The sequence below is a fragment of the Rhodococcus sp. 4CII genome, assembly GCF_014256275.1.
Lineage (GTDB): Bacteria > Actinomycetota > Actinomycetes > Mycobacteriales > Mycobacteriaceae > Rhodococcus_F > Rhodococcus_F wratislaviensis_A.
Genome location: NZ_JACCFE010000002.1, coordinates 2,937,301 through 2,959,576 on the forward strand (window position 1 = coordinate 2,937,301; position 22,276 = coordinate 2,959,576).

A 22,276-nucleotide genomic window follows, 5' to 3' on the forward strand; every position below is an offset into this window, starting at 1 on the left:
GCTCCACATTAGGGATCGGCGAATGTTAATTGCCAGTAAGCTGGGGAAATCGAAATTGTGTTATCTCGATTCCTCATAAGTCGTTTGAAAAGGACGTAACCTCGAGTCATGGAGTTCCGACAGCTTCGCTACTTCCTCGCGGTCGGCGAGGAGGGCAGTTTCTCGCGCGCAGCGCAACGCTGCTTCATCTCCCAGTCGGCGATCAGCCACCAGATCGCCAAACTCGAGCAGGAGTTGGGCACCACCCTGCTCGAGCGGACGACCCGCGCCACCAAGCTCACCCCCGCCGGCGAGCGCCTGATGCCGATCGCGGCCGAAATGATGGGTCTCGAGGCGCGCGCGCTGTCGGTGGGACTCGATCCGCGCAACCGTCTGCGCATCAGCGCGAGCATGAGCTTCGCGACACAGAGCCTCGAAGCGATTTCACTTGTGCGCGAGGACTTCCCACAACTCGACATCGAATTCGTCATCAAAGACTTCACCGACCGCATGACCGCGGTCGCGTCGGGCGACGCCGATCTCGCACTGATCCGCGGCGGCGTCGATCGGCCGGGTCTCGAAACGGTGGAGTTCGGGCTGGAAGATCTGGTGATCGTCACGTCGAGCAAACATCCGCTGGCCGGGGTCTCGACCGTCGACCTGAGCGAACTGGCGCCGTACCCGCTGCTCCTTCCGCCGCGCAGCAGTCAGATCCTGATCCACACGGTGGTCGAGGACGCGTTCCGGCAGGTCGGGCAGCGGGTGATGCTCGGACCGTCGATCCCCAGCGACCACACGGCCACCCTCGACGTCCTCACGACACCCCGGTCGTGGACCGTGCTGTACGCCGACACCGCGGACGCGACTCCCCGGCGAGGTTTGAGCTTTCTGCGCGAGGCCCAAGACCGGCTGCGCATCCCGGTGTGCGGCGTGGTCCGCAGCGGAACCGCGACACGACCCGAACTCACGCGCCTGTTCCGCGCGCTCGCGCAGTCGATCGCCGGGTCCGGCGGCTCGACCTAGACGTCGATCAGCCCGTGCCGGTCGACCCAGGTCTGCACGCGGTCGAGCAGAGCGTCGGGAACCTCGAGCTGCGGGGTGTGCCCCACATCGGCCAGAATCACGCTGTCCCACCGCGGATTTGCCGTCGCCACCTTGCGGGCGGCCGCGACCGGAACCAGGCGGTCGCGGTCACCGTGGAGCAGCAGGACGGGCTGCGTGATCGACTGCATGACGCCGAGATATCGCCGCGGACGCGCCAGCACCCGCATCAGCGATCGGCTGGCCTGAAGGAACGCGGCATCCTCGGACGGCAATCCGCGACGGTAGCCCGTGAGTGCCGCTGCCGCGTCGAGGGAATCCTCCGACGCCCGGCTCGGATCGGCGAAGCACAGGTCGATCATGCGCTCGACCAATTGCCGGTCCGTCATCTTCCTGCCGGCGTACTGCAGGTACCGCTCCCCCACGAAGGGTGTGAAGTACATCGCGAACTGCACCGCGATCCGCGGGTCCGGGACCCGTTGCGCCACAGGCAGTGCGGGGTCGACAAGGATCAGCGCCGAGACGGTTTCGGGGTGCGCCGCCGCCTCGAACAGTGAGATCATTCCGCCCATCGAATTGCCCATGAGGATCACGGGACGGCCGACGACCTCGCGCAGGAAGCGGTGCAGCACCGTCGCGTTGGCGCCGACCCCCGTCCGGCGACGTCCGGACGGGCTGAGACCGAAGCCCGGGAGATCGACCGTCAGCACCCGCGTGCGTTTGGCGAGGACCGGCGCGATGCGGACCCAGTTGAGGTGCGAGCCGCCGAGTCCGTGGACCATGACGACCGGAGTGGCCCCGGTGTCTTCGCCGTACTCGACCCAGTGCACCGGTCCGTCGAGGTCGACGACGCGGCCGACGCCGCCCCAGCGGTGCGCGAACTCCTGCTGGGCAGGTTCGCCGACTCTATTCGGATCCACCATGTGTCCGTCCGTTCCCGCTGTCGCCGTGTCGAGGCCACCGGCCAGTCTACGATGCCCCGCGAACTTCGCCGGGGAAAAGTAGGTTGGACGCATGCGGCGCGGACCGGTGAGACCCCGATGACGATCGGAGGCGTGCTGCTCGCCGCCGGAGCCGGATCCCGCATGGGCATGCCCAAGGCCCTCGTCGTCGGGGCGGACGGGCAGCCGTGGCTGGAGCGTGGTGTTCGCGTGCTGACGGACGCGGGGTGCGAACCCACCGTCGTGGTGCTCGGTGCCCGCGCAGACGAGGCCAGGACGCTACTGCCCGGTGGTGTCCCCGTGACCGTCGGGACCGCGGACGATTGGCAATCGGGACTCTCCGCGTCCCTACGCACGGGACTGGAGGTCGCGGCGACGTTCGACGACGTCGACGCCGTCGTCATCACCCTGGTCGATCTCCCCGACCTCGGCGCCGACGCCGTCCGGCGGGTGGCGTCGGTTCCGCCCGCCGACGCCCGGTCGGCCCTTCGCCAGGCCCGTTACGCCGGACGTCCGGGCCACCCCGTGCTGATCGGCCGGGACCACTGGCTCCCGTTGCGGCGCAGCCTCACCGGAGACTCCGGCGCCCGTGCATACCTCGCGGAACACGGCGCCGAGACGGTCGACTGCTCCGATCTGGGGTCGGGACGCGACGTCGATTCGCCGCGCGAACTCGGCTGACTCCCGGACGAACTGGACGCTCGTTCGATCTGACGCAACGGGCGTCCCGTTGGTCCGGCGGATGAGGGTATACGCCGCGACGTGACCGGCAGACAATGGAGTCATGTCACTGGAAACGAACAAGGAATTGATCCGGCGTTTCTACACCGAGATCGACGCGGGCAACATCGACGCACTGGACGAACTCGTCGACGAGAATTACCTCGACCATTCACCCCCGCCGTTTCCCGGCCTCGACACACCGGGTCGCGAGGGATTGAAGCAGGTGTTCCGGTTGTTCTGGAGCGCCACACCGGGGTCTCATCGGGTCGAGGATCAGGTCGCCGAGGGCGACAAAGTCGTCACCCGCCTATTGTGCACCGGAACGCACACGGGTGATCTCCCTGGTATTCCCGCGACGGGCAACCGGATGGAGATGACCGCAACCGTCATCCACCGCATCGAGAACGGTCGGATCGCGGAGAAGTGGTCGGACAAGGACGTCCTCGCCATGCTCCAGCAGCTGGGGGTGATCCCCGCCGCGGCGCGGTGAGCGCCACACCTTCAGCGGCTGACGGCCTTCTGGTACCGCCGGATCGCGAACGGTACGAAGATCACCAGCAGCACCGCCGACCACAGGAGTGAGGCGATGACCGGGTTCTGCAACGGCCACGCGTCGGGAACGGTCATGGCCGGGTTGGTGTTTCCGAACAGTTCCCGCACGGCCTGCGTCACCGCGGACACCGGGTTCCATTCGGCGATCACCTTCAGCGGGCCGGGCAGGTTGGTGGTCTCGACGAATGTGTTCGCGATGAACGACAGCGGGAAGATGACGATGAAACTGGCGTTGTTGAACACCTCCGGTGTCCGGATCCACAGCCCGACCACCGCCATCACCCAGGACAGGGCGTAGGCGAACAACAGCAGGAGCAGGTAACCGAGGACCGCTTCGCCGAGACTCGAGTGGATGCGCCACCCGATGATCAGACCGGTCAGCGACATCACGACGAGGCTGACGATGTTGATCAGCACGTCGGTGGACGTGCGGCCGAGCAGCACTGCGGACGGGGCCATCGGCAGCGACCGGAATCGGTCGATGATGCCCTTCTGCAGATCCTCGACCATTCCGAGGCCCGTCCACGTGGCCCCGAAGATGACCGTCTGCGTGAAGATGCCGGCGATCAGGAACTCCCGGTAGGACATCCCGGGAACCTGGATGGCGCTGCCGAACACGTACGCGAACAGCAGCACGAACATGATCGGCGACAACGTGGTGAACACGATGAGGTCGGGGACGCGCTTGATCTTGATCATGTTGCGTTTGGCGATGGTGAGTCCGTCCGCGAGCGCGGTGTGCACGGATGCCGTCTGCTGGGCGCTCATGAGACGTGCTCCTCTTCGGCTTCGTGTCCGGTCAGGGTGAGGAAGACGTCGTCGAGGGTCGGTCGGCGCAGACCGACGTCGAACACCTTCACTCCTCGATTCGAGAGTCGGCCCAGCGCCTCGACGAGCGCATCTGCACCCCCGGTCACCGGGACCGTCACCCGGCGGACGTTCTCTTCCACCAGGATGTCGCCTGCGGCGAGGGGGGCCAGTTCGTCGCGCACCACGGAGAGGTCGATGCCCTCCCGGACGCTCAACTCGATGCGCTCACCGCCCACCCGGTCCTTCAGTTCGTCGGCGGTTCCGCGGGCGATGACCGAGCCGTGGTCGATCACCGCGATCTGGTCGGCGAGGCGCTCGGCCTCCTCCATGTACTGCGTGGTCAGCAACAGGGTGGTGCCCTTGGCAACGAGGTTGTCGATGACATCCCACAGTGTCAGCCGGGCGCGGGGGTCGAGTCCGGTGGTCGGTTCGTCGAGGAACAACACTTCAGGCTCGGCGACGAGTGCGCCTGCGAGGTCGAGACGCCGTCGCATGCCGCCCGAGTAGCCCTTGACTGGACGATCACCCGCCTCGACCAGATCGAATTGTTCGAGCAGTTCCCTCGCTCGTGCCCTGCTCGGCTTGGCCCCGAGGTGGTAGAGCCGCCCGACCATCTCGAGGTTCTCGAAACCGGTGAGGTATTCGTCGACGGCCGCGTACTGCCCCGAGGCCCCGATCCGGGATCGGAGCCTCCGCGCGTCGTGGACCACGTCGAGGCCGGCGACCTGCGCCCGCCCGGCGTCCGGGACGAGGAGGGTGGTGAACACGCGCACCGCCGTCGTCTTGCCGGCACCGTTCGGGCCGAGCAGCGCCGTGACCGTTCCCGACGGGACCGCGAGGTCGATCCCGTCCAGTGCCGTGACCTTGCCGTACTTCTTGACCAGACCTTCTGCAGTTATCGCATCGACCATCAGAAGTTCCCATCCGTTGGCGTGTCGACCCAGTGTGACTCGAGGTACCGACAGGGTGCAGGGAATATTCGACGTTCCCGGGCGGCCCGGTGCGGCGGTAGTCTGAAATCCGAGCAGGTCAGCGCGCACATCTTCGGCAGGAGACAGTGATGGCCGACGCGGCGTCGGAACTCCGGACGGGCCGTGCGGCCTTCGATCGACGAGACTGGCGCGACGCATACGCACGACTGTCGAGCGCCGACCGCCGCAACCCGCTGTCCGGTGACGACCTCGAGTCGCTCGCCACCTCCGCCTACCTGATCGGTGAGGACGAGGTCAGCACCGCATGGTGGGAACGCGCGGTGCACGAGTGGGCCCGCGCGGATCGACCGGTGCGCTCCGCACGGTGCGCGTTCTGGCTCTCGTTCGTCCTGATCTTGCGGGGCGAGCACGCGCGCGGCGGCGGTTGGCTGAGCAAGGCCCAGCGGCTGCTGGATACCGCGGGTGTGGACTGCGCGGAGCGCGGCTACCTGCTGGTCCCGCAGGGGCTGCGACGGATCGACGAGGGCGACGGCGCCGCCGCCCGGGACATCTTCGGCGCGGTGACGGAGATGGGCATCCGGTTCGCCGACCCGGATCTGACAACGCTCGGCGTGTTGGGTACCGGCCATTCGCTCGTGCTCCTGGGCGACGTCGCCGAGGCGGTGTCCGCGTTCGACGAGGCGATGGTCGGGGTGACGTCCGACGAGGTGTCACCGGTCGTCGCGGGGATCGTGTACTGCGCCGTGATCGAGCAATGCCAGAACATCTGCGATCTCCGCCGGTCCCGGGAATGGACCGTGGCGCTCGAGGACTGGTGTTCCGCGCAACCCGACCTCGTGCCGTACCGCGGTCAGTGCCTTGTCCACCGCGCCGAGATCCTGCAACTGCAGGGCGACTGGCCGACGGCGATGGACTCGGCGCGGCGGGCGCACGAGCGACTCGCCTCGCACGCCGGCGCCGGATCCGCCGCCTACGTGATAGCCGACCTGCACCGCCTGCGCGGCGAGATCGCGCAGGCCGAGAAGTTGTTCCTGGAGGCGAACCGCTGGGGCAGGCGACCGCAGCCCGGACTCGCGCTGCTGCGGATGGCGCAGGGACGGGTCGGCAGCGCGGCGGCCTCCATCCGCTGTGCGGTGGACGAGTCCACCGGCGCGGTGGAACGCGCCCGGCTCCTGCCCGCCTGCGTGGACATCCTGATCGCCGCCGGCGACATCCCGGCCGCGCGCGTCGCCGCCGACGAACTCGACTCGATCGCAACACGGTTCGCGATCCCCTACCTGTGTGCACTGTCCGCGCAGGCCTCGGGATCGGTGCTGCACGCCGAGGGGCGGGACAGCGACGCGCTGACCGTTCTGCGCGACGCCTGGCGGCGCTGGCAGGACATCGGGGCGCCGTACGAGTGCGCGCGGGTCCGGGAGTCGGTCGCGCTCGTCTGCCGCGACCTCGGCGACGACGACACCGCGCAGATGGAGCACGACCTCGCGTCCGCCACCTACCGGCAACTGGGCGCGGTCCCGGACCTCGAGCGGCTGAGGGCGGAGTTCCGGCCCGACTCGACGGCGAGCACGCCGCTGACGCCGCGTGAAGTGTGCGTGCTCCGTCTGGTCGCGGCGGGCAAGAGCAACCGCGCGGTGGCGACGGAACTGTTTCTCAGCGAGAAGACGGTCGCGCGGCACCTGAGCAACATCTTCGTCAAGCTGGGCATCTCGTCGCGGTCCGCCGCCACGGCGTACGCCTACGAGCATCGCCTCGTCGAACCGTCTGCATAAAAGCACCCATACGGTCGTACGTATCTGCGCCTTTTTCCCGACGCGCCCGGATCGGCCCCGGTCATAACGTCGAACATGACCACCGATCACCCCAGGGAAGAAGACAGACGATGTCCACAGAACACTTCGGCACGATCGTGATCGGCGCCGGACAGGCCGGCCTCGCCACCGGGTACCACCTCACAAGGCACGGACAGCGATTCGTGATCCTCGATGCCCACGACCGCGTCGGCGACGTCTGGCGGGAGCGTTTCGACTCGCTCCGGCTCTACAGTCCCGCCCGGTACGACGGCCTCCCCGGCTGGGGCATTCCGGCCCGGGCCTGGTCCTGGCCGGGCAAGGACGAGGTCGCCGATTACTTCGAGGCGTATGCGGCGAGGTTCGCACTGCCGATTCGCACCGGCGTCACCGTCGACACCTTGTCCCGTTCCGGCGACCGTTACGTCGTCACCGCCGGGACGGAACGGCTCGAGGCCGACAACGTCGTCGTCGCGTCCGGGACCTGGCAGAACCCGGTGGTCCCGGATGTCGCCGAGCGCCTCGATCCCCGAATCCGGCAACTGCATTCGAGCGACTACCGCAATCCCTCCCAGCTGCAGGACGGGCCGGTGCTGGTGGTCGGGTGCAGCCACTCCGGGGCGGATATCGCACTGGAGGTGTCCCGTTCGCATCGCACCACGATCTGCGGGCCGGTCCGTGGGGAGGTGCCGTTCGACCTCGAGGGGCGCATCGCCCACGTCGCGATCCCGATCATGTGGTTCATGGCCAATCACGTTCTGACGGAACGCACGCCGATCGGCCGGAAGATGCGCGCCCACGTCCGTTCGGGCGGCGGACCCCTCCTGCGGGTCAAACGCGCCGACCTGGCCGCGGCCGGTGTGGACCACCGTCCCGCGAAGGTCACCGACGTGCGCGACGGCAAACCCGTCCTCGACGACGGTACGGCCCTCGACGTCCGCAACGTCATCTGGTGCACCGGGTTCCGCAAGGACACGTCGTGGATCCAGATCCCCGTCACCGGATCGGACGGCTGGCCCGAGCAGTCCCGCGGAGTCTCGCCGGACCATCCGGGACTGTATTTCGTCGGGCTGCCGTTCCTGCAGGCGTTCGCGTCGATGCTCACCGGCGGGGTGGGCCGGGATGCCGGCTACGTCGCGAAACACATCGCGCGCAGGCGGACGCGGGCCGGCGTCAGGCCGTCAGTACCAACCCCGACGTAGGCACCCCGGTGCCCGCGGTGACGAGGACGTTCCGAACCCCGGGCACCTGGTTCACGGACGTGCCGCGGATCTGACGCACCCCCTCGGCGATGCCGTTCATGCCGTGAATGTAGGCCTCGCCGAGTTGGCCTCCGTGAGTGTTGAGCGGCAGGGCGCCGTCGAGGTCGATGGCACCGTCTGCGATGAAATCCTTGGCCTCCCCGCGACCGCAGAAGCCGAGTTCTTCGAGCTGCATCAATACGTATGGTGTGAAGTGGTCGTAGAGGATGGCCAGATCCATGTCCTGCGGGCCGAGGCCGGCCTGATCCCACAACTGCCTGCCGACCAGTTCCATCTCGGGCAGTCCCGCGAGCTCGGGCCGGTAGTAACTGGTCATGATGTACTGGTCGCTGCCACTGCCCTGGGCCGCCGCCGCGATCACGGCCGGTGTCTGCTTCAGGTCCTTCGCCCGCTCCGGCGACGTGACGACGATCGCGATGCCGCCGTCGGATTCCTGGCAGCAGTCGAGCAGATGCAGGGGCTCGGCGATGAAGCGGGAATTCTGATGGTCTTCGAGGGTGATCGGCTTACCGTAGAAGAAGGCGTTCGGATTGATGGCCGCATGCTTGCGATCGGCGACCGCGACTCGTCCGAAATCTTCACTCGTGGCGCCATATTCGTGCATGTACCGCTGGGCGACCATCGCGACGAACGCCGCCGGCGTGGACAGGCCGTGCGGGTAGGAGAACGCGTTGTCGGTGCCCGACGAGTTCACCTGCTGCACCAGACCCGAGTTCACCTGCCCGAACCGCATCCCCGACCGCTCGTTGAACGCCCGGTATGCCACCACCACGTCGGCGACACCGGTGGCCACGGCCATCGCCGCCTGTTGCACGGTCGCGCACGCCGCGCCCCCGCCGTAATGGATGCGGCTGAAGAACTTCAGATCGGGAATTCCGACCGAACGGGCGACGGCCGCTTCGGTGTTGGTGTCCATCGTGAAGGACGTGAGGCCGTCGACGTCCGCGGGATCCAGCCCGGCGTCCTCGAGCGCCGCCGTGACCGCCTCCGCCGCCAGCCGCAATTCGCTGCGTCCCGAGTCCTTCGAGAAGTCGGTGGCGCCGATCCCGGCGATGACAGCCTTACCCGACAGCCCGCTCATTCACTCGCTCCGTTCGTGCGTCCGTCCAGGACGAGGGTCACCGTCGACGTGATGTGATCGCCGAGACCGTTCTTCCCGACGACGTCGAGCGTCACGACCCCGTCGTCCACCGAGGCCACCGTGCCGCTCAGCGTGAGCGTGTCGTAGGCGTACCACGGGACCCCCAGCCGCAGCGCGATCGACTTGATCACCGCGGTCGGTCCGGCCCAGTCGGTGACGAACCGCTGCACCAGCCCGGTGTCGGTCAGGATATTGACGAAGATGTCCTTCGACCCGCGCTGCTGCGCCAGGTCGCGGTCGTGGTGGACGTCCTGGAAGTCGCGCGTCGCGAGTGCGGCGGATACGACGAACGTCGGGTCGCCGGTGACGGACAGCTCCGGAAGCGTCGTTCCCACCGCGACATCGAGTGTGGACGTCATGACTGCTCCTTCGCTCCGCGCTGCCACGCGTACAGGGTCCACGGCGTGCCGCCCGTCTCGTCGTCGCCGGGGAAGTCGAGGTAGATCGCTTCCACCGGCATCCCGATCGTCACGTCGGCGGGGTCGACACCGCGCAGCTCGCCGAGCATCCGGACACCCTCCTCCAGTTCGACGAGCGCCACCAGGAACGGCAGCGAGCGTCCCGGGACCTTCGGAGCGTGGTGGACCACGAAACTGAACACGGTGCCGCGGCCCGACGCGACGACGTAGTCCGTCGCCTCCGCCTTGTCCTTCCACAGCGCAGGCACCGGCGGGTGCTGCAGCGACCCGTCCGCACGCTGCTGGATCCGCAGTTCGTGCGCGGCGATGCCGTCCCAGAAGAACTGGGTGTCCGGGGAGGCGCTGGGCCGCATCATCTTCGTCGGGTCCAGATCGTCGAACGCCGGGCCCTGCCCGTTCCCGGACGGCTGCGCCGCAGTGGATTTCGGCGTGAACTTGAGAATCCGGAACAGCATCTCGGCCACCGGTTCGCCGACGGCGTCCCGCCACACGCTGCGGGTGGTGAAGAAGAAGCCCTCCCCGAGTCCCGTCTTCTTCGGGCCCACCACGTCCTCCAGGGTGGTGGTGATGGTGACCTCCTCACCGACTTTCAGGTAGCGGTGGTAGACCTGATCGCAGTTGGTGGCGACGACGGACGTGTACCCGGCCTCGTCGAGGATGTTCGTCATGCGGCCCAGCGGATCGTCGGGTTGCCGAACGGCGTTCAGTCCCTGCATCGTCCACACCTGCGCCATCGCGGGCGGGGCGACGATGCCGTCGTGTCCCGCCGCCCGCGCGGCCGCGTCGTCGACGTAGATCGGATTCCTGTCGCCGATCGCCTCCACCCAGTTGTGGATCATCGGTTGATTGATCGGGTCGCGTCCGGCGCGGGGTGCGCTCGGGCCCGCCGCCCGGACCTCTTCTGCGGCAGCGAGAATTTGCTCGGAACTCATCACGCGCGGCGCTCCTATCGCGGGACTCGGGGAAGTTTCAGGCCTGCGGTCGCGATCAGTTCGCGCATCACCTCGTTGACACCGCCGCCGAAGGTGATGACGAGGTTGCGCTTGACCTGCATGTCGAGCCACGTCACGAGGTCGGCGGTCGCCGGCTCGGACGGGTCGCCGTACCGTCCGACGATCTCCTCGACGAGCCGGCCGATCCGCTGAATGCGTTCGGTGGCGAACACTTTCGTCGCCGACGCGTCGGCGATGTCGACGGCGTCCGACTCGCTCGACGCCACCTGCCAGTTGAGGAGTTCGTTGAGGCGGTAGGTCGCGTGGATCTCGCCGAGCGCCCGCCGCACGTCGGGTTCGCCGAGCAGGTCGTGCGCCACCGCCCAGTCGCGGACGCGGTCGTAGAGTCCCCCGACCCGCCCGGCCGGCCCGAGCATGACCCGTTCGTGGTTGAGCTGGGTGGTGATCAGCCGCCAGCCCTGATTCTCCTCGCCGACCAGCATGTCCGCGGGCACCCGGACGTCGGTGTAGTAGGTCGCGTTGACGTGATGCGCGCCGTCGCACGTGATGATCGGCGTCCAGCTGTAGCCGGGATCTTTGGTGTCCATGATCAGGATGGAGATGCCACGGTGCCGCGAGTCGGGTGAGCCGGTGCGGACGGCGAGCCACAGGTAGTCGGCGTCGTGGCCGCCGGTGGTGAAGATCTTCTGGCCGTTGACGATGTACTCGTCCCCCACCCGGGTGGCGGTGGTCCGCAGCGCCGCCAGGTCGGTACCCGCCTCGGGTTCGGTGTAGCCGATCGCGAAGTGCACCTCGCCGGCCAGGATCGCGGGCAGGAACTTGCGCTTCTGCTCCTCGGTGCCGTAGGTCTGCAGCGTCGGGCCGACCGTCTGCAGCGTCACCGACGGCAGCGGAACATCGGCTCGCACAGCCTCGTTGACGAAGATCTGCTGCTCGATCTCGCCGAAACCGCGGCCGCCGTACTCCACCGGCCAGCCCACACCGAGCCAGCCGTCCTTGCCCATCCGGCGGATGACCTCGCGGTAGGTGGCGCCGTGACGCTCCGTGCGCATCACCTCCGCCTCGGCCGGGGAGATCAGCCCGGAAAAGTAGCGCCGGAGTTCCGCCTGCAGCTCACGCTGCTCGTCGGTCAGATCGATGAACACCGGGCCCCCACGAGGTCGAGTCGATACGAGGCGCCGCCCACGAGGCGGGCCAGGTCTTTGGCGGTCGAGTAGTAGCGGTGCAGCGGGTACGTGACGTCGACGCCGATGCCGCCGTGCAGATGGTGCAGCACCTGCATGGCCGCGGGCACCTCCGCGGCGATCCAGTACGCCATCACGTCCAGGTCGTCCTGCGCGTCCAGTCCCTCGGACACCCGCCACGACGCCGCGAGCGCGGACACGTGCAGCGTGCGGGAGGTTACATAGACGTCGGCGATCTGCTGGGACACGGCCTGGAACGTGGCGAGCGGCTTGCCGAACTGGTGTCGGGTGGCGAGGTGTTCGGCCGCCAGAGCGGTTGCGCCCGAGAGCAGTCCGTCCGCCACGGCTCCGATCGACGCCAGAGCGATGCGGTACAGCGTCTGCACCGCGTCGTCGCCGGCCGCGAGCAGCGCGCCCCGCGCGCCGTCGAACGTGATCGCGGATTCGGGACTCCCCGACGCCGACGGTGTCGGGGTGAGCGTGACGCCGTCCGCGCCGGGATCCACCAGCATCACCCCGGCATCCGTCGGCACCAGGATCCGGTGCGCCTGCTCGGCGTACGGCACCGCGAGTACACGCCCGGTGACGGAGTACCCGTCGCCGTCCGCGACCGCGATCACCGACGGTCGTGCCGGGAACTGCGCGCCGGGTTCCGCGAGGGCCGCGGTGAACGTGCGTCCGGCGTCGAGTCCGGTGAGCAGAGCGTCCTGCGTCGCGTCGTCCCCGAGCGCAACGATGGGCAGCACTCCGAATCCGAGTGTCGCGAGGGCCGGGACCTGCACCGCCGTCCGCCCGACCTCGGTGAGCAGCGCACCGACGTCGGTGACCGACAGCCCTTCACCGCCGAGGCGCTCCGGAACGGCGAGGGTGAGCAGATCGGCGTCGGCGAACGCAGCCCAGAGGGCGTCGCCGTCGAGGTCGCGGGCCAGCAGTCCGGCCGCGACCTGCGCCACAGCCTCCTGGGTTTCGTCCGGAGTGAAGTCCACGCTGACAATCCCCTTTTCGATTTAGAACGTGTTCTAGTTGTATCACCATCCCGGAACTCGCGAAAGACCGATCGCCGCCCGGCTCAGCCGCGCGGGAGACCGAGGATGCGCTCGGCCGCGACGGTCAGCAGGATCTGCGTCGTTCCGCCGGCGATCGACAGGCACCGCGTGTTGAGGAACTCCCGCGCCAGCGGACCCTCCACCCAGCTGTCCGTGCCGCCGAGTTCCATAGCAAACTCGGCGACGGCCTGCCGCTGACGGACACCGACCAGCTTGCGGACGCTCGATTCTGGTCCGGGGTCCTGACCATCCAGCTGCCGGAGCGTCGTGCGCAGTTCGAGCTGCGAACCGACGAGCGCGGTGCCGATGAGTCTGCCGAGCCTGTCGTCGGTCACCGGGTCACCGTCCCCCGCGAGCGCGAGCAGTTCCTCCGTCGCCGCACCGAGCGAGGAGCCCCCGCCCATCGCGACCCGTTCGTTGGCCAGCGTGGTGCGGGCCAGCGTCCAGCCGTCGCCGAGATTCCCGACCACCAGATCGTCCGGCACGAACACGTCCTCGAGGTACACCTCGTTGAACAGGGCGTCGCCGGTGATCTCGCGCAGTGGCGAGATGGTGATGCCGGGGCTCGTCATGTCGACGAGGAAGTAGCTGATGCCCCTGTGCTTGGGCACGTCCCGGTCGGTGCGGGCCAGACAGATCGCCCAGTCCGCCTCCTGCGCCCGCGACGTCCACACCTTCTGACCGGTCAACTTCCACCCGCCGTCCACCCGCTCCGCGGACGTGCGTAGCGCCGCGAGGTCGGAACCGGCGCCGGGCTCGCTGAACAGCTGGCACCAGACGATCTCGCCTCGCAGCGTCGGGGTCGCAAACCGCGCGATCTGCTCGGCGCTCCCATGCTCGAGGATGGTCGGAACCGCCCACCAGCCGATCACGAGGTCCGGCCTGCCGACCCCGACGGCGGCCAGCTCCTCCTCGATCAGGATCTGCTCGGCGGCACGCGCGCCGCGACCGTACGGTGCGGGCCAGTGCGAGGCCAGGTAGCCGGAGTCCGCCAGGGCCGTGCGTCGCTCGGATTCCGGCCGCGCCATCAGCTCCGCGATCTCGTCGTGGATCCGCGCCCGTTCGTCGTCGAGGCCGGTCAGGTCGATCGTCAGATGGCGGCGTGCACCCGCGCGCGTCAGTTCCGTGACCCGCGCCCGCCAGCGCGCGGAGCCGCCGAGCAGCTGCCGCAGCGACGTGGCCCGGCGCAGGTAGAAGTGGGCGTCGTGCTCCCAGGTGAAGCCGATGCCGCCGAGCACCTGGATGCAGTCCTTCGCGGTCTCGACGGCAGCGTCGAGCGTGACGGACGCCGCGACCGCGGCCGCGATGGGCAGCTCGCCGCCGTCCGCATCCCAGGCGTGCTCCGCCGCGACAGCCGCGTCCCACGCCGCCGCACCGGACTGTTCGACGCGGCACAGCATCTCCGCGCACAGATGCTTGACCGCCTGGAACGATCCGATCGGTTTGCCGAATTGCTCGCGAATCTTGGCGTACTCCACCGCCGTTCGCAGGCACCAGCCCGCGATCCCGGACGCCTCCGCCGCGGCCAGTGTCGCGGCGAGGTCGCGGACCAGGCCGTCCCGCACTCCCGTGATCACCCGGTCGGCCGCCACCGCCACGCCGTCGCAGCGCACCCGCGCGAGCGGACGGCTCTTGTCGATCGTGTCGGCAACCGTGACGTCCAGGCCGTCGGCCTCGCCGTCGACCAGGCACCACACGACGCCCTCGCCCGCGTCGGCCGGCAACAGCACGGACACCCCCGCGTCGCCGCCGATCGCGAAGCCGGCGTCGCCGGTGATCGTCAGCCCGCCGTCGGCGCCGAGCGTCGCGTTCACCGGGGAGTTGCTGCCGAGAGCCACCGCGCACGGCATCGCGCCGTCGGCGAGGTCCTCGGACCACCGTTTCGCGGCGGCACCCGAGCTGCGCCCGACGACGAGAGCGGCGAGAGCCGTCGAGAGAACAGGACCCGAGGCAAGTTCGGTTGCGGCCTGTTCGAGCATGGCGGCGAGGTCGACGATTTCCGCCCCCGACCCTCCGACCTCTTCGGGCACGGCAGCGGAGAAAATTCCGATCGCGGAGAAGGACCGCCACGGCGTCCGCCACGAATCTGCTGGTCCTTGCCGTACTGTGACCAGCGGGTCCGTCGACCGCGCCCATGCCTGGATCGAACCCGCTGCGGCCCTCTGTTCGTCGGTGGTGGCGATAGTCACAACGGGTATCCGCCTCTCCTGAATGACACATTCGTCTAGAACGTGTTCTAATATGACACCTGGCCATGAGTCAAGGCGCGAAGGAAAACAGGTAATGACGACCAGCTCTCGATCACGGTCCACGACGGTCGCTGCGGCGACGCTGGGCGAGGACGATCTCAGTTCCAACGCGCAGAAGGAACGGCGCAAGCGGATCCTCGATGCGACCCTGGCCCTGGCCTCCAAGGGCGGATACGAGGCCGTGCAGATGCGGGCCGTCGCCGAACGCGCCGACGTCGCCGTGGGCACGCTGTACCGGTACTTCCCGTCCAAGGTGCACCTGCTGGTGTCGGCGCTCGCGCGCGAATTCGAGCGGATCGACTCACGCGGAAAGAACCCGCCCGGCCGGAACCCGCTCGAGCGGATGCAGCTGATCCTCAGCCAGATCACCCGGGCAATGCAGCGCGACCCGCTGCTGACCGAGGCGATGACGCGCGCGTTCATGTTCGCCGACGCCTCCGCGGCCGCCGAGGTCGATCAGGTGGGCAAGTTGATGGACCGGCTGTTCGCCCGCGCGATGACGGACTCCGAGCCCACCGAGGACCAGCTGGCCGTCGCCCGCGTCATCTCCGACGTATGGCTGTCGAACCTGGTGGCCTGGCTCACACGCCGCTCGTCCGCGACCGATGTCGCGAATCGGCTCGAACTCACCGTCGAACTGCTGCTCGGTGACGGAAGCCGCAGACCCGAGTAGGACGCGATCGGGGCACAGCCCTCGCCGAGAACGCGCTCACAGCCGTCACATCCCCTAGATTTGAACATGTGAGCGCCCATGATCTGCCCATCGAACTTCGTCGTGCCCTCTCCCGGGTGGCGCGGACCCCTCGCTTGCTCGTCGCGTCCGATTACGACGGCACGATGGCCCCCATCGTCTCCGACCCCGAAAAGGCATTTCCACACGCCGAATCGGTGCGCGCTCTCCGCGCCCTGGCGAGCCTCGCCGGAACCACGGCGGCCGTGATCTCGGGCCGGGCCCTCAAAGACCTCGCCGCGCTGTCGCGGCTGCCCGCCGAGGTGCAGCTGGTCGGAAGCCACGGCTCGGAATTCGACATCGGGTTCATCCATGCGATCGACGCCGACGCCAAGAAGCTTCTCGTCGAGATCACCGAGGAACTCACGCGGATCGCCGGCCTGCACGCCGGCACGTCGGTGGAGGCGAAACCGGCGAGCGTCGCACTCCACGTCCGCAACGCCGACGCCGAGGAAGGCGCACAGGCCCTGGCCGCGGTCCGCGCCGACGCCGGACAGCGCGTCGGGGTCCAGGTCACCGAAGGCAAGTCCGTCATCGAACTGGCCGTCGTCGCCACCGACAAGGGTCACGCCCTCGACCTGATCCGCCACCAGGACGGCGCAACGGCAGCCGTCTTCGTCGGCGACGACGTCACCGACGAGAAGGCGTTCGCCCGCCTCCAGGGCCCCGACGTCGGTGTGAAGGTCGGCCCCGGCGACAGCCTCGCCGAATTCCGGGTCTCGTCCACCGAGGACGTCGCCGCTGCTCTCGCTTTCCTGCTCGAGGAGCGCCGCACCTGGCTGTCCGGGGCGCACGCGCCGCCGATCGAACGCCTCACCATGCTCGCCAGCCCGCGGACCGTCGCACTCGTCACCCCCGACGCGACGCTCACCTGGCTATGTCATCCCGAACCCGACTCGGCGTCCGTGTTCGCACATCTGCTCGGTGGACCGGAGGCCGGTCACTTCAGCGTCGGTCCGCACCGCAGCGCGCTGCCGCTGAGCCAGCGGTACATCGACAGCACGATGACCGTGCAGACCCGGTGGGCCAGCCTGTCCGTGACCGACTACCTGCCGCACGACGTCCGCCAGGGCCGCACCGACCTGACCCGGGTGATCAGCGGGCAGGCCGCCGCGGTCGTGACGTTCGCTCCGCGGCCCGAGTTCGGGCAGGGCCAGGTGATCCTCGAGGCGGTCGCCGAGGGACTGCGGGTGCACGGCACCAACGAACCGATCGTCCTGCGCTCCCCCGGTGTGCAGTGGAACGTGACTTCGGACGGCAACCAGCAGACCGCGCATGCCGTCGTCGACCCGTCCGGCGGCGACATCGTGCTGGAATTGCGTTGCGGCACCGAGGAACTCGGACCGTCAGAGACTCCCGAGGAGGAGCGCCGCGCCCTCGCCGAATCGTACTGGTCGGACTGGGCGAAGAGCCTCACCCTGCCCACCCTGAAACCCGACCTGATGAAGCGCTCGGCGCTCACCCTCCGCGGCCTCGTGCATGTCGACTCCGGTGCGATCATGGCGGCCGCCACCACCTCGCTGCCCGAGGAGATCGGCGGCGTCCGCAACTGGGACTACCGCTACTGCTGGCTGCGCGACGCGGCGCTCACCGCGTCCGCGCTCGTCAGCATCGGTTCGCTCAGCGAGGCCGAGGGCTACCTCGACTGGGTGCACGACGTCCTCGAGACGCTTCCCGGCCCCGAACGACTGCACCCCCTCTACACGCTGCACGGTGGCGGGCTGCCGCCCGAGGCTGTCATCGACTCGCTGCCCGGGTACGCCGGCTCGCGTCCGGTCCGCATCGGCAACGCGGCGAATCAGCAGGTGCAACTCGACGTGTTCGGACCCATCGTCGAACTCATCCACGACCTGTCCCATGCCCGCGAGAAGCAGGGCGTCGAGGTCGCGCTCAACGACCGTGACTGGGAACTGGTGTGCGCCATGGTCGAGGCCGTGGAGCGTCGCTGGTTCGAACCCGACCACGGCATCTGGGAGATCCGCGACAACCCGCGTCACCACGTGTACTCCAAGGTGATGGGCTGGGTGACCATCGACCGCGCGGTGGCGCTCGCCGAGCACTTCGGCCGCAACATCGAACCCGGCTGGACGCCGCTGCGCGACAAGATCGCGGACGAGGTCCGCGAGAAGGGCTGGAAGGAGGAGGTCCGGTCGTACACCGCCGCCTACGACGGCACCGACCTCGACGCCGCCACCCTCTACATCGGACTGTCCGGGCTGATCGACCCGTCGGACGAGAAGTTCGCGGCCACCGTCACCGCCACCGAGGCCGAACTGCGCAGCGGGTCGACCGTGTACCGGTACCACCACGACGACGGACTGCCCGGCACCGAGGGCGGCTTCCACCTCTGCGCGGCCTGGCTGGTCGAGGCGTACCTGCTGATCGGTCAACGATCGCAGGCGGAGGCGCTGTTCGCGCAACTGGTCGACGCCGCCGGACCGACCGGGCTGCTCAGCGAGGAATACGACCCCGTCGCCGAACGCTCACTGGGCAACCACCCCCAGGCGTACAGCCACCTCGGGCTGCTGCGCTGCGCTCAGCTCCTGGCCTAGAGGTGTCAGCGCCTGGCCGGCCCGGCGGTCGTCCCGCGTAGGAGTTCCGTCTCGAGCATCTCGACGGTCGCGACACCGGAGTGCGACGGGGACATCAGCAGGGCGCCCGCCCGGCGACCCTTCTCCTCCTGCGGCTGCCGCACCGTGGTCAGGCCCTCGCGGAGCGCGTCGTCGACGCCGTCGAACCCGGTGACCGACAGCTGTCCGGGCACGTCGATGCCCTGCCAGCGCGCCCAGTCCAGGGCGCCGAGGGCGAGAACGTCGGTGGTGCACACGAGCGCGGTGATCCGCGGATTCACACCCAGCGCCTGCGCGGCCCCGGCATGCCCCGACTTCCCGGTGTGCTCGAAACGCTCGACGACGGTCAGCGTCCCCGGGTCGAGGCCGGCGTCCGCCATCGCGTCGCGCACCCCCTCGATGCGTTCACGCTGGACGTGGAAATTCGGTGACCGCAGACGCTCGACGTCGGCCACCCCGTCCGAACGGTCGCGTCCCAACCGCATGCTCAGCACACCGATGTCGCGGTGGCCGAGGCCGATCAGATAGTCGGCGAGGCCGCGCATCGCTCCGCGGTCGTCGATTCCGATGAGCGAGGCCCCCGGGATCTCGCGAGGCTGGTCGCACACGACCATCGGGATGTGCCGCTCGCACACCGCCGCGAGGTACGGGTCGTCGTCCGCGACCGAATACACCACGAACCCGTCGACACCCGCCTGCTGCACGACGGCGGCGGCGTCGGCCTCCTCGCGTCCCGGGCCCGCCGGGATCAGGAGCAGACCCTGCCCGGCCGCTTCGCAGGACTCGGCCAGTCCGGACAGGAAGCTCATCGCGGCCGGGTCGCGGAAGGAGTAGCTGAGGGCCTCCGTCAGCAGCAGTCCCACGGCGCCTGCCTTGCGGGTGCGCAGTGAGCGGGCCACCGGGTCGGGGCCCGGGTACCCGCGGCGCTTCGCCGCCTGCAGCACCCGGTCGCGGAGTTCCGCGGACAGTTGATCCGGCCGGTTGTAGGCATTGGACACCGTTGTTCGCGAAATATTCAGCTCGGCCGCGAGCGACGCCAGCGTGGCTTGGCGACGAGGTTGTCGAGACCTGGGCATAGGGGGACGTTAGTACCTGGTCCGCGTTCCGGCGCGTCGGGGCTGCACCGAAAGTGCACTACCAGGACCTATCCGCTAAAGTGCAACGGTAACGGTTTCCAATAGCGTTTAGCGTTCGTCTTTGTCAGGAGTTTTCTGTGCGCGCTTCCTCAGGTTTTCGTGCCGCCACGGTCGCCGTCGGGCTGTCGTTCGCCGCGGCCCTCACCCTCACCGCGTGCGGCTCCGACACCACCGGCGACGGCCCGCTGACCGTCGTCGCGTCGACGAACGTCTGGGGCAGCGTCGCGCAGGCCGTCGCCGGCGACAAGGTGGACGTCACGTCGATCATCACCGAGCCGTCGTCCGACCCGCACTCCTTCGAGGCGAGCCCCGCCGACGCCGCCAAGCTCACCGACGCGTCGCTGATCGTCTACAACGGCGGCGGATACGACCACTTCGTCGACGACATCATCGGCACCGGCAACAGCGATCAACTCACCGTCAACGCGTTCGATCTCCTCGAGGGCGGCGCGCACGCGGGCGAGGACGAACACGCGGACGGCGGCGACTCACCTGAGGGCCACGACCACGGCGACGTCAACGAACACGTCTGGTTCGACGTCGACACCGTCGACGCCACCGCGCAGTCCATCGCGGATAAGCTCGGCCAACTCGACCCCGACAACGCCGACGCGTACAAGGCCAACGCCGCCACCTTCCACGGTCAGCTCGAGCAGATCTCCACGATCACCGACGGCGTCGCCGCCGCGCACCCGGACGCGCCCGTCGCCCAAACCGAACCGATCGCCTACTACCTGCTCCAGTCGGCGGGCCTGAAGGACGTCACCCCGCCCGACTTCACCAGCGCCATCGAGAACGGCAACGATCCCGCGCCCGCCGCCATCGCCGCAACACGGCAACTGCTCACCGACAAGCAGGTGCAGGCCCTCGTCTACAACGTGCAGACACAGGACCGGGTCACCCAGGACGTGCGGGCCACGGCCGAGTCGGCGGGCATCCCCGTCGTCGAGGTGACCGAAACCCTGCCCGAAGGCCTCGACTACATTCAGTGGCAGACCAACACCGCCGAGTCGCTCGCCGCGGCTCTGCAATAGAACTGATCGGCTTGTGACAGAACCCACTTCGACGAACACCGGCAACGGTCGCGTCCCCGCACTAGAACTGACGGGGGCGCGACTGTCCTTCGGCGAACGCACACTCTGGCAGGACCTCGACCTCACCGTGGAACCCGGCGAATTCGTCGCCGTCCTCGGACCCAACGGGTCGGGCAAGACGTCGCTGCTCAAGGTGCTGCTCGGCCAGCTCGCCCTCAGTTCCGGCAGCGCACGGATCGCCGGAACCCCGGCGCGGAAAGGTAATTCGCACGTCGGGTACATCCCCCAGCAGAAGTCGCTCGACGACGGACTGCCGCTGCGGGGTCGCGACCTCGTCGGGCTCGGTGTCGACGGCCACCAGTGGGGCACCGGTCTCCTCCGTCGAGGCCGACGCCGGGCCATCGTCGACGCGGCGATCGCCGAGGTCGGCGCCGAGCACTACGCGGACGCGCCGATCGGCTCGATGTCCGGCGGTGAGCAGCAGAGACTGCGGATCGCACAGGCCCTCGTCGGCAACCCGCAGATCCTGCTGTGCGACGAACCGCTACTCAGCCTCGACCTCGCCAATCAGAATCTCGTGTCGGGACTCATCGACCGGCGCCGACGCACCCACGACACCGCGGTGCTGTTCGTCACCCACGAGATCAACCCGATCCTCCCCCTCGTCGACCGCGTGCTCTACCTCGTCGACGGACAGTTCCGCATCGGCGGACCGGAAGAGGTCATGACGTCGGAGGTGCTGTCCGAGCTGTACCGCACCGACGTCGAGGTGCTGCACGTGCGCGGCCGCCTCGTCGTCATCGGCACCGGCGACGCCATCGACGCACTCGGCAGCGCGGGCGGTCTCCGCCCCGGCGAGGGTGTGCACCACACGGACGAGGGACACGCATGAGCAACAAGTTCACCGACGCGATGTCGCACATGTTCGACGTCTCCGCCACCGTCGACCTCCTGCAGTACGACTTCGTCCAGCAGGCATTGATCGCGGGCGCCATCCTCGGACTGCTCGCCGGGGCCATCGGCCCGCTGATCGTCAGCAGGCAGATGTCGTTCGCCGTGCACGGCACGAGCGAACTGTCCCTCACCGGTGCGTCGGCGGCCCTGCTCATCGGTGTCAGCGTCGGTGCCGGCGCCATCACCGGGTCCGTCGTCGCGGCGGTGCTGTTCGGGCTGCTCGGCGCGAAGGCCCGCGATCGCGACTCCGTGATCGGTGTGATCATGGCGTTCGGCCTCGGCTTGTCGGTGCTGTTCATCTGGTCGTACCAAGGCCGCACCGGCACCAGTTTCTCGTTGCTGATCGGCCAGATCGTCGCACCCGGCAACAGCGGCCTGCAGTTGCTGCTGCTCTGCGCCGTGCTGGTCATCGGCGTCCTCGGCCTGATCTACCGTCCCCTCCTGTTCGCGAGCACCGACCCCGACGTCGCCGAGGCCCGCGGTGTCCCCGTGCGCGCCCTGTCGATCGTGTTCGCCGTCCTCGTCGGCATCACCGCCGCCCTGGGTGTGCAGATCGTCGGCGCGCTCCTCGTGATGGCACTGCTCATCACCCCCGCCGCAGCCGCCGCCTACGTCACCGCCAGCCCACTGAAGGCCACGATCCTGTCAATCGTGTTCGCCGAACTCGCAGCGGTCGGCGGCATCCTGCTCTCCCTCGCACCCGGAGTGCCGGTGTCCAGCTTCGTCACCTCGATCTCGTTCATCATCTACCTCGTCTGCAGGCTCAGCGGATCCTCACGACGCAAAAACGCCGGGCGCATCGCCCATTCGCACGCCGCCCACTCGCACTGAGC

At 68.7% G+C, this 22,276-nt stretch carries 20 protein-coding genes; 10 read left to right on the forward strand and 10 right to left on the reverse strand.

From position 1 onward, the window contains the following. The first annotated feature begins 108 nt into the window (after nt 1–108). Entirely contained in the window at nt 109–1,002 is an 894-nt protein-coding gene (locus tag H0B43_RS14275) for a LysR family transcriptional regulator (RefSeq protein ID WP_185727318.1), read from the forward strand. On the opposite strand, the gene H0B43_RS14280 is transcribed toward H0B43_RS14275, so the two are convergent. Further along, nucleotides 999–1,943: an alpha/beta fold hydrolase gene (locus H0B43_RS14280; RefSeq protein ID WP_185727317.1), complete on the reverse strand. Its 945-nt coding sequence runs from the start codon at nt 1,941–1,943 to the stop codon at nt 999–1,001. The genes H0B43_RS14275 and H0B43_RS14280 overlap by 4 nt on opposite strands. Nucleotides 1,944–2,060: 117 nt before the next feature. Here H0B43_RS14280 and H0B43_RS14285 point away from each other — a divergent pair, with 117 nt between their 5' ends. Further along, nucleotides 2,061–2,642 carry an NTP transferase domain-containing protein gene (locus H0B43_RS14285; RefSeq protein WP_185727316.1) on the forward strand — a complete coding sequence of 194 codons (582 nt, stop codon included), beginning with the start codon at nt 2,061–2,063 and terminating at the stop codon, nt 2,640–2,642. Nucleotides 2,643–2,745: 103 nt separating this feature from the next. Then, on the forward strand, nt 2,746–3,174 hold the full coding sequence (locus H0B43_RS14290) for an ester cyclase (RefSeq protein WP_185727315.1): 429 nt from the start codon (nt 2,746–2,748) through the stop codon (nt 3,172–3,174). Between the two features lie 11 nt (nt 3,175–3,185). Here H0B43_RS14290 and H0B43_RS14295 read toward each other — a convergent pair whose 3' ends face one another. Together H0B43_RS14295 and H0B43_RS14300 are read right to left on the reverse strand one after the other, a co-directional pair. After that, complete coding sequence (locus H0B43_RS14295) at nt 3,186–4,004, reverse strand: ABC transporter permease (RefSeq protein WP_185727314.1); 819 nt, start codon at nt 4,002–4,004, stop codon at nt 3,186–3,188. After that, nucleotides 4,001–4,957 (reverse strand): ATP-binding cassette domain-containing protein, encoded by a 957-nt coding sequence (locus H0B43_RS14300; RefSeq protein WP_185727313.1) that lies wholly within the window; start codon nt 4,955–4,957, stop codon nt 4,001–4,003. Before H0B43_RS14300 ends, H0B43_RS14295 begins: the two co-directional genes overlap by 4 nt. Nucleotides 4,958–5,106: 149 nt before the next feature. On the opposite strand from H0B43_RS14300, the gene H0B43_RS14305 reads away from it, so the two are divergent. Together H0B43_RS14305 and H0B43_RS14310 are read left to right on the forward strand one after the other, a co-directional pair. Next, on the forward strand, nt 5,107–6,747 hold the full coding sequence (locus H0B43_RS14305) for a helix-turn-helix transcriptional regulator (protein ID WP_185727312.1): 1,641 nt from the start codon (nt 5,107–5,109) through the stop codon (nt 6,745–6,747). 110 nt (nt 6,748–6,857) lie between these two features. Beyond that, a complete protein-coding gene (locus H0B43_RS14310) occupies nt 6,858–7,967 on the forward strand; it encodes an NAD(P)/FAD-dependent oxidoreductase (RefSeq protein WP_185727311.1) in 1,110 nt (369 codons plus the stop codon). Here H0B43_RS14310 and H0B43_RS14315 read toward each other — a convergent pair. From H0B43_RS14315 to H0B43_RS14340, 6 genes are all read right to left on the reverse strand, one after another. Then, nucleotides 7,939–9,108 carry a lipid-transfer protein gene (locus tag H0B43_RS14315; protein WP_185727310.1) on the reverse strand — a complete coding sequence of 390 codons (1,170 nt, stop codon included), beginning with the start codon at nt 9,106–9,108 and terminating at the stop codon, nt 7,939–7,941. The two genes, H0B43_RS14310 and H0B43_RS14315, sit on opposite strands and share 29 nt — an antisense overlap. Further along, a complete protein-coding gene (locus H0B43_RS14320; RefSeq protein WP_185727309.1) occupies nt 9,105–9,527 on the reverse strand; it encodes a MaoC family dehydratase in 423 nt (140 codons plus the stop codon). Before H0B43_RS14320 ends, H0B43_RS14315 begins: the two co-directional genes overlap by 4 nt. Continuing rightward, a complete protein-coding gene (locus H0B43_RS14325) occupies nt 9,524–10,519 on the reverse strand; it encodes a bifunctional MaoC family dehydratase N-terminal/OB-fold nucleic acid binding domain-containing protein (protein WP_185727308.1) in 996 nt (331 codons plus the stop codon). Before H0B43_RS14325 ends, H0B43_RS14320 begins: the two co-directional genes overlap by 4 nt. A 14-nt stretch (nt 10,520–10,533) precedes the next feature. Further along, the gene (locus H0B43_RS14330; RefSeq protein WP_185727307.1) at nt 10,534–11,685 is read right to left on the reverse strand and encodes an acyl-CoA dehydrogenase family protein; all 1,152 of its coding nucleotides are present in this window, start codon (nt 11,683–11,685) and stop codon (nt 10,534–10,536) included. After that, entirely contained in the window at nt 11,670–12,710 is a 1,041-nt protein-coding gene (locus H0B43_RS14335; protein ID WP_185727306.1) for an acyl-CoA dehydrogenase family protein, read from the reverse strand. The genes H0B43_RS14330 and H0B43_RS14335 overlap by 16 nt, the downstream gene beginning before the upstream one ends. 83 nt (nt 12,711–12,793) lie before the next feature. Next, complete coding sequence (locus H0B43_RS14340) at nt 12,794–14,959, reverse strand: acyl-CoA dehydrogenase (RefSeq protein ID WP_185727305.1); 2,166 nt, start codon at nt 14,957–14,959, stop codon at nt 12,794–12,796. Nucleotides 14,960–15,053: 94 nt separating this feature from the next. Between H0B43_RS14340 and kstR the strand changes: the two genes are divergently transcribed. Both kstR and otsB read left to right on the forward strand, forming a co-directional pair. Beyond that, nucleotides 15,054–15,692, forward strand: coding sequence for a cholesterol catabolism transcriptional regulator KstR (kstR, locus tag H0B43_RS14345; RefSeq protein WP_185727304.1), 639 nt, complete (start codon nt 15,054–15,056; stop codon nt 15,690–15,692). Nucleotides 15,693–15,760: 68 nt separating this feature from the next. Next, complete coding sequence (otsB, locus tag H0B43_RS14350) at nt 15,761–18,301, forward strand: trehalose-phosphatase (protein ID WP_185727303.1); 2,541 nt, start codon at nt 15,761–15,763, stop codon at nt 18,299–18,301. 5 nt (nt 18,302–18,306) lie between these two features. Here the strand turns inward: otsB and H0B43_RS14355 are convergent, their stop codons facing one another. After that, nucleotides 18,307–19,395, reverse strand: coding sequence for a substrate-binding domain-containing protein (locus H0B43_RS14355; RefSeq protein WP_185727302.1), 1,089 nt, complete (start codon nt 19,393–19,395; stop codon nt 18,307–18,309). A 137-nt stretch (nt 19,396–19,532) separates the two neighbouring features. On the opposite strand from H0B43_RS14355, the gene H0B43_RS14360 reads away from it, so the two are divergent. The 3 genes from H0B43_RS14360 to H0B43_RS14370 are packed head-to-tail and all read left to right on the forward strand — an operon-like array spanning nt 19,533 to nt 22,274. Beyond that, the gene (locus tag H0B43_RS14360; RefSeq protein ID WP_185727301.1) at nt 19,533–20,489 is read left to right on the forward strand and encodes a metal ABC transporter solute-binding protein, Zn/Mn family; all 957 of its coding nucleotides are present in this window, start codon (nt 19,533–19,535) and stop codon (nt 20,487–20,489) included. 13 nt (nt 20,490–20,502) lie between these two features. After that, complete coding sequence (locus H0B43_RS14365; protein WP_185727300.1) at nt 20,503–21,381, forward strand: metal ABC transporter ATP-binding protein; 879 nt, start codon at nt 20,503–20,505, stop codon at nt 21,379–21,381. Continuing rightward, nucleotides 21,378–22,274, forward strand: a complete 897-nt coding sequence (locus H0B43_RS14370) for a metal ABC transporter permease (protein WP_185727299.1) — start codon at nt 21,378–21,380, stop codon at nt 22,272–22,274. Before H0B43_RS14365 ends, H0B43_RS14370 begins: the two co-directional genes overlap by 4 nt. The last annotated feature ends 2 nt before the right edge of the window (nt 22,275–22,276 follow it).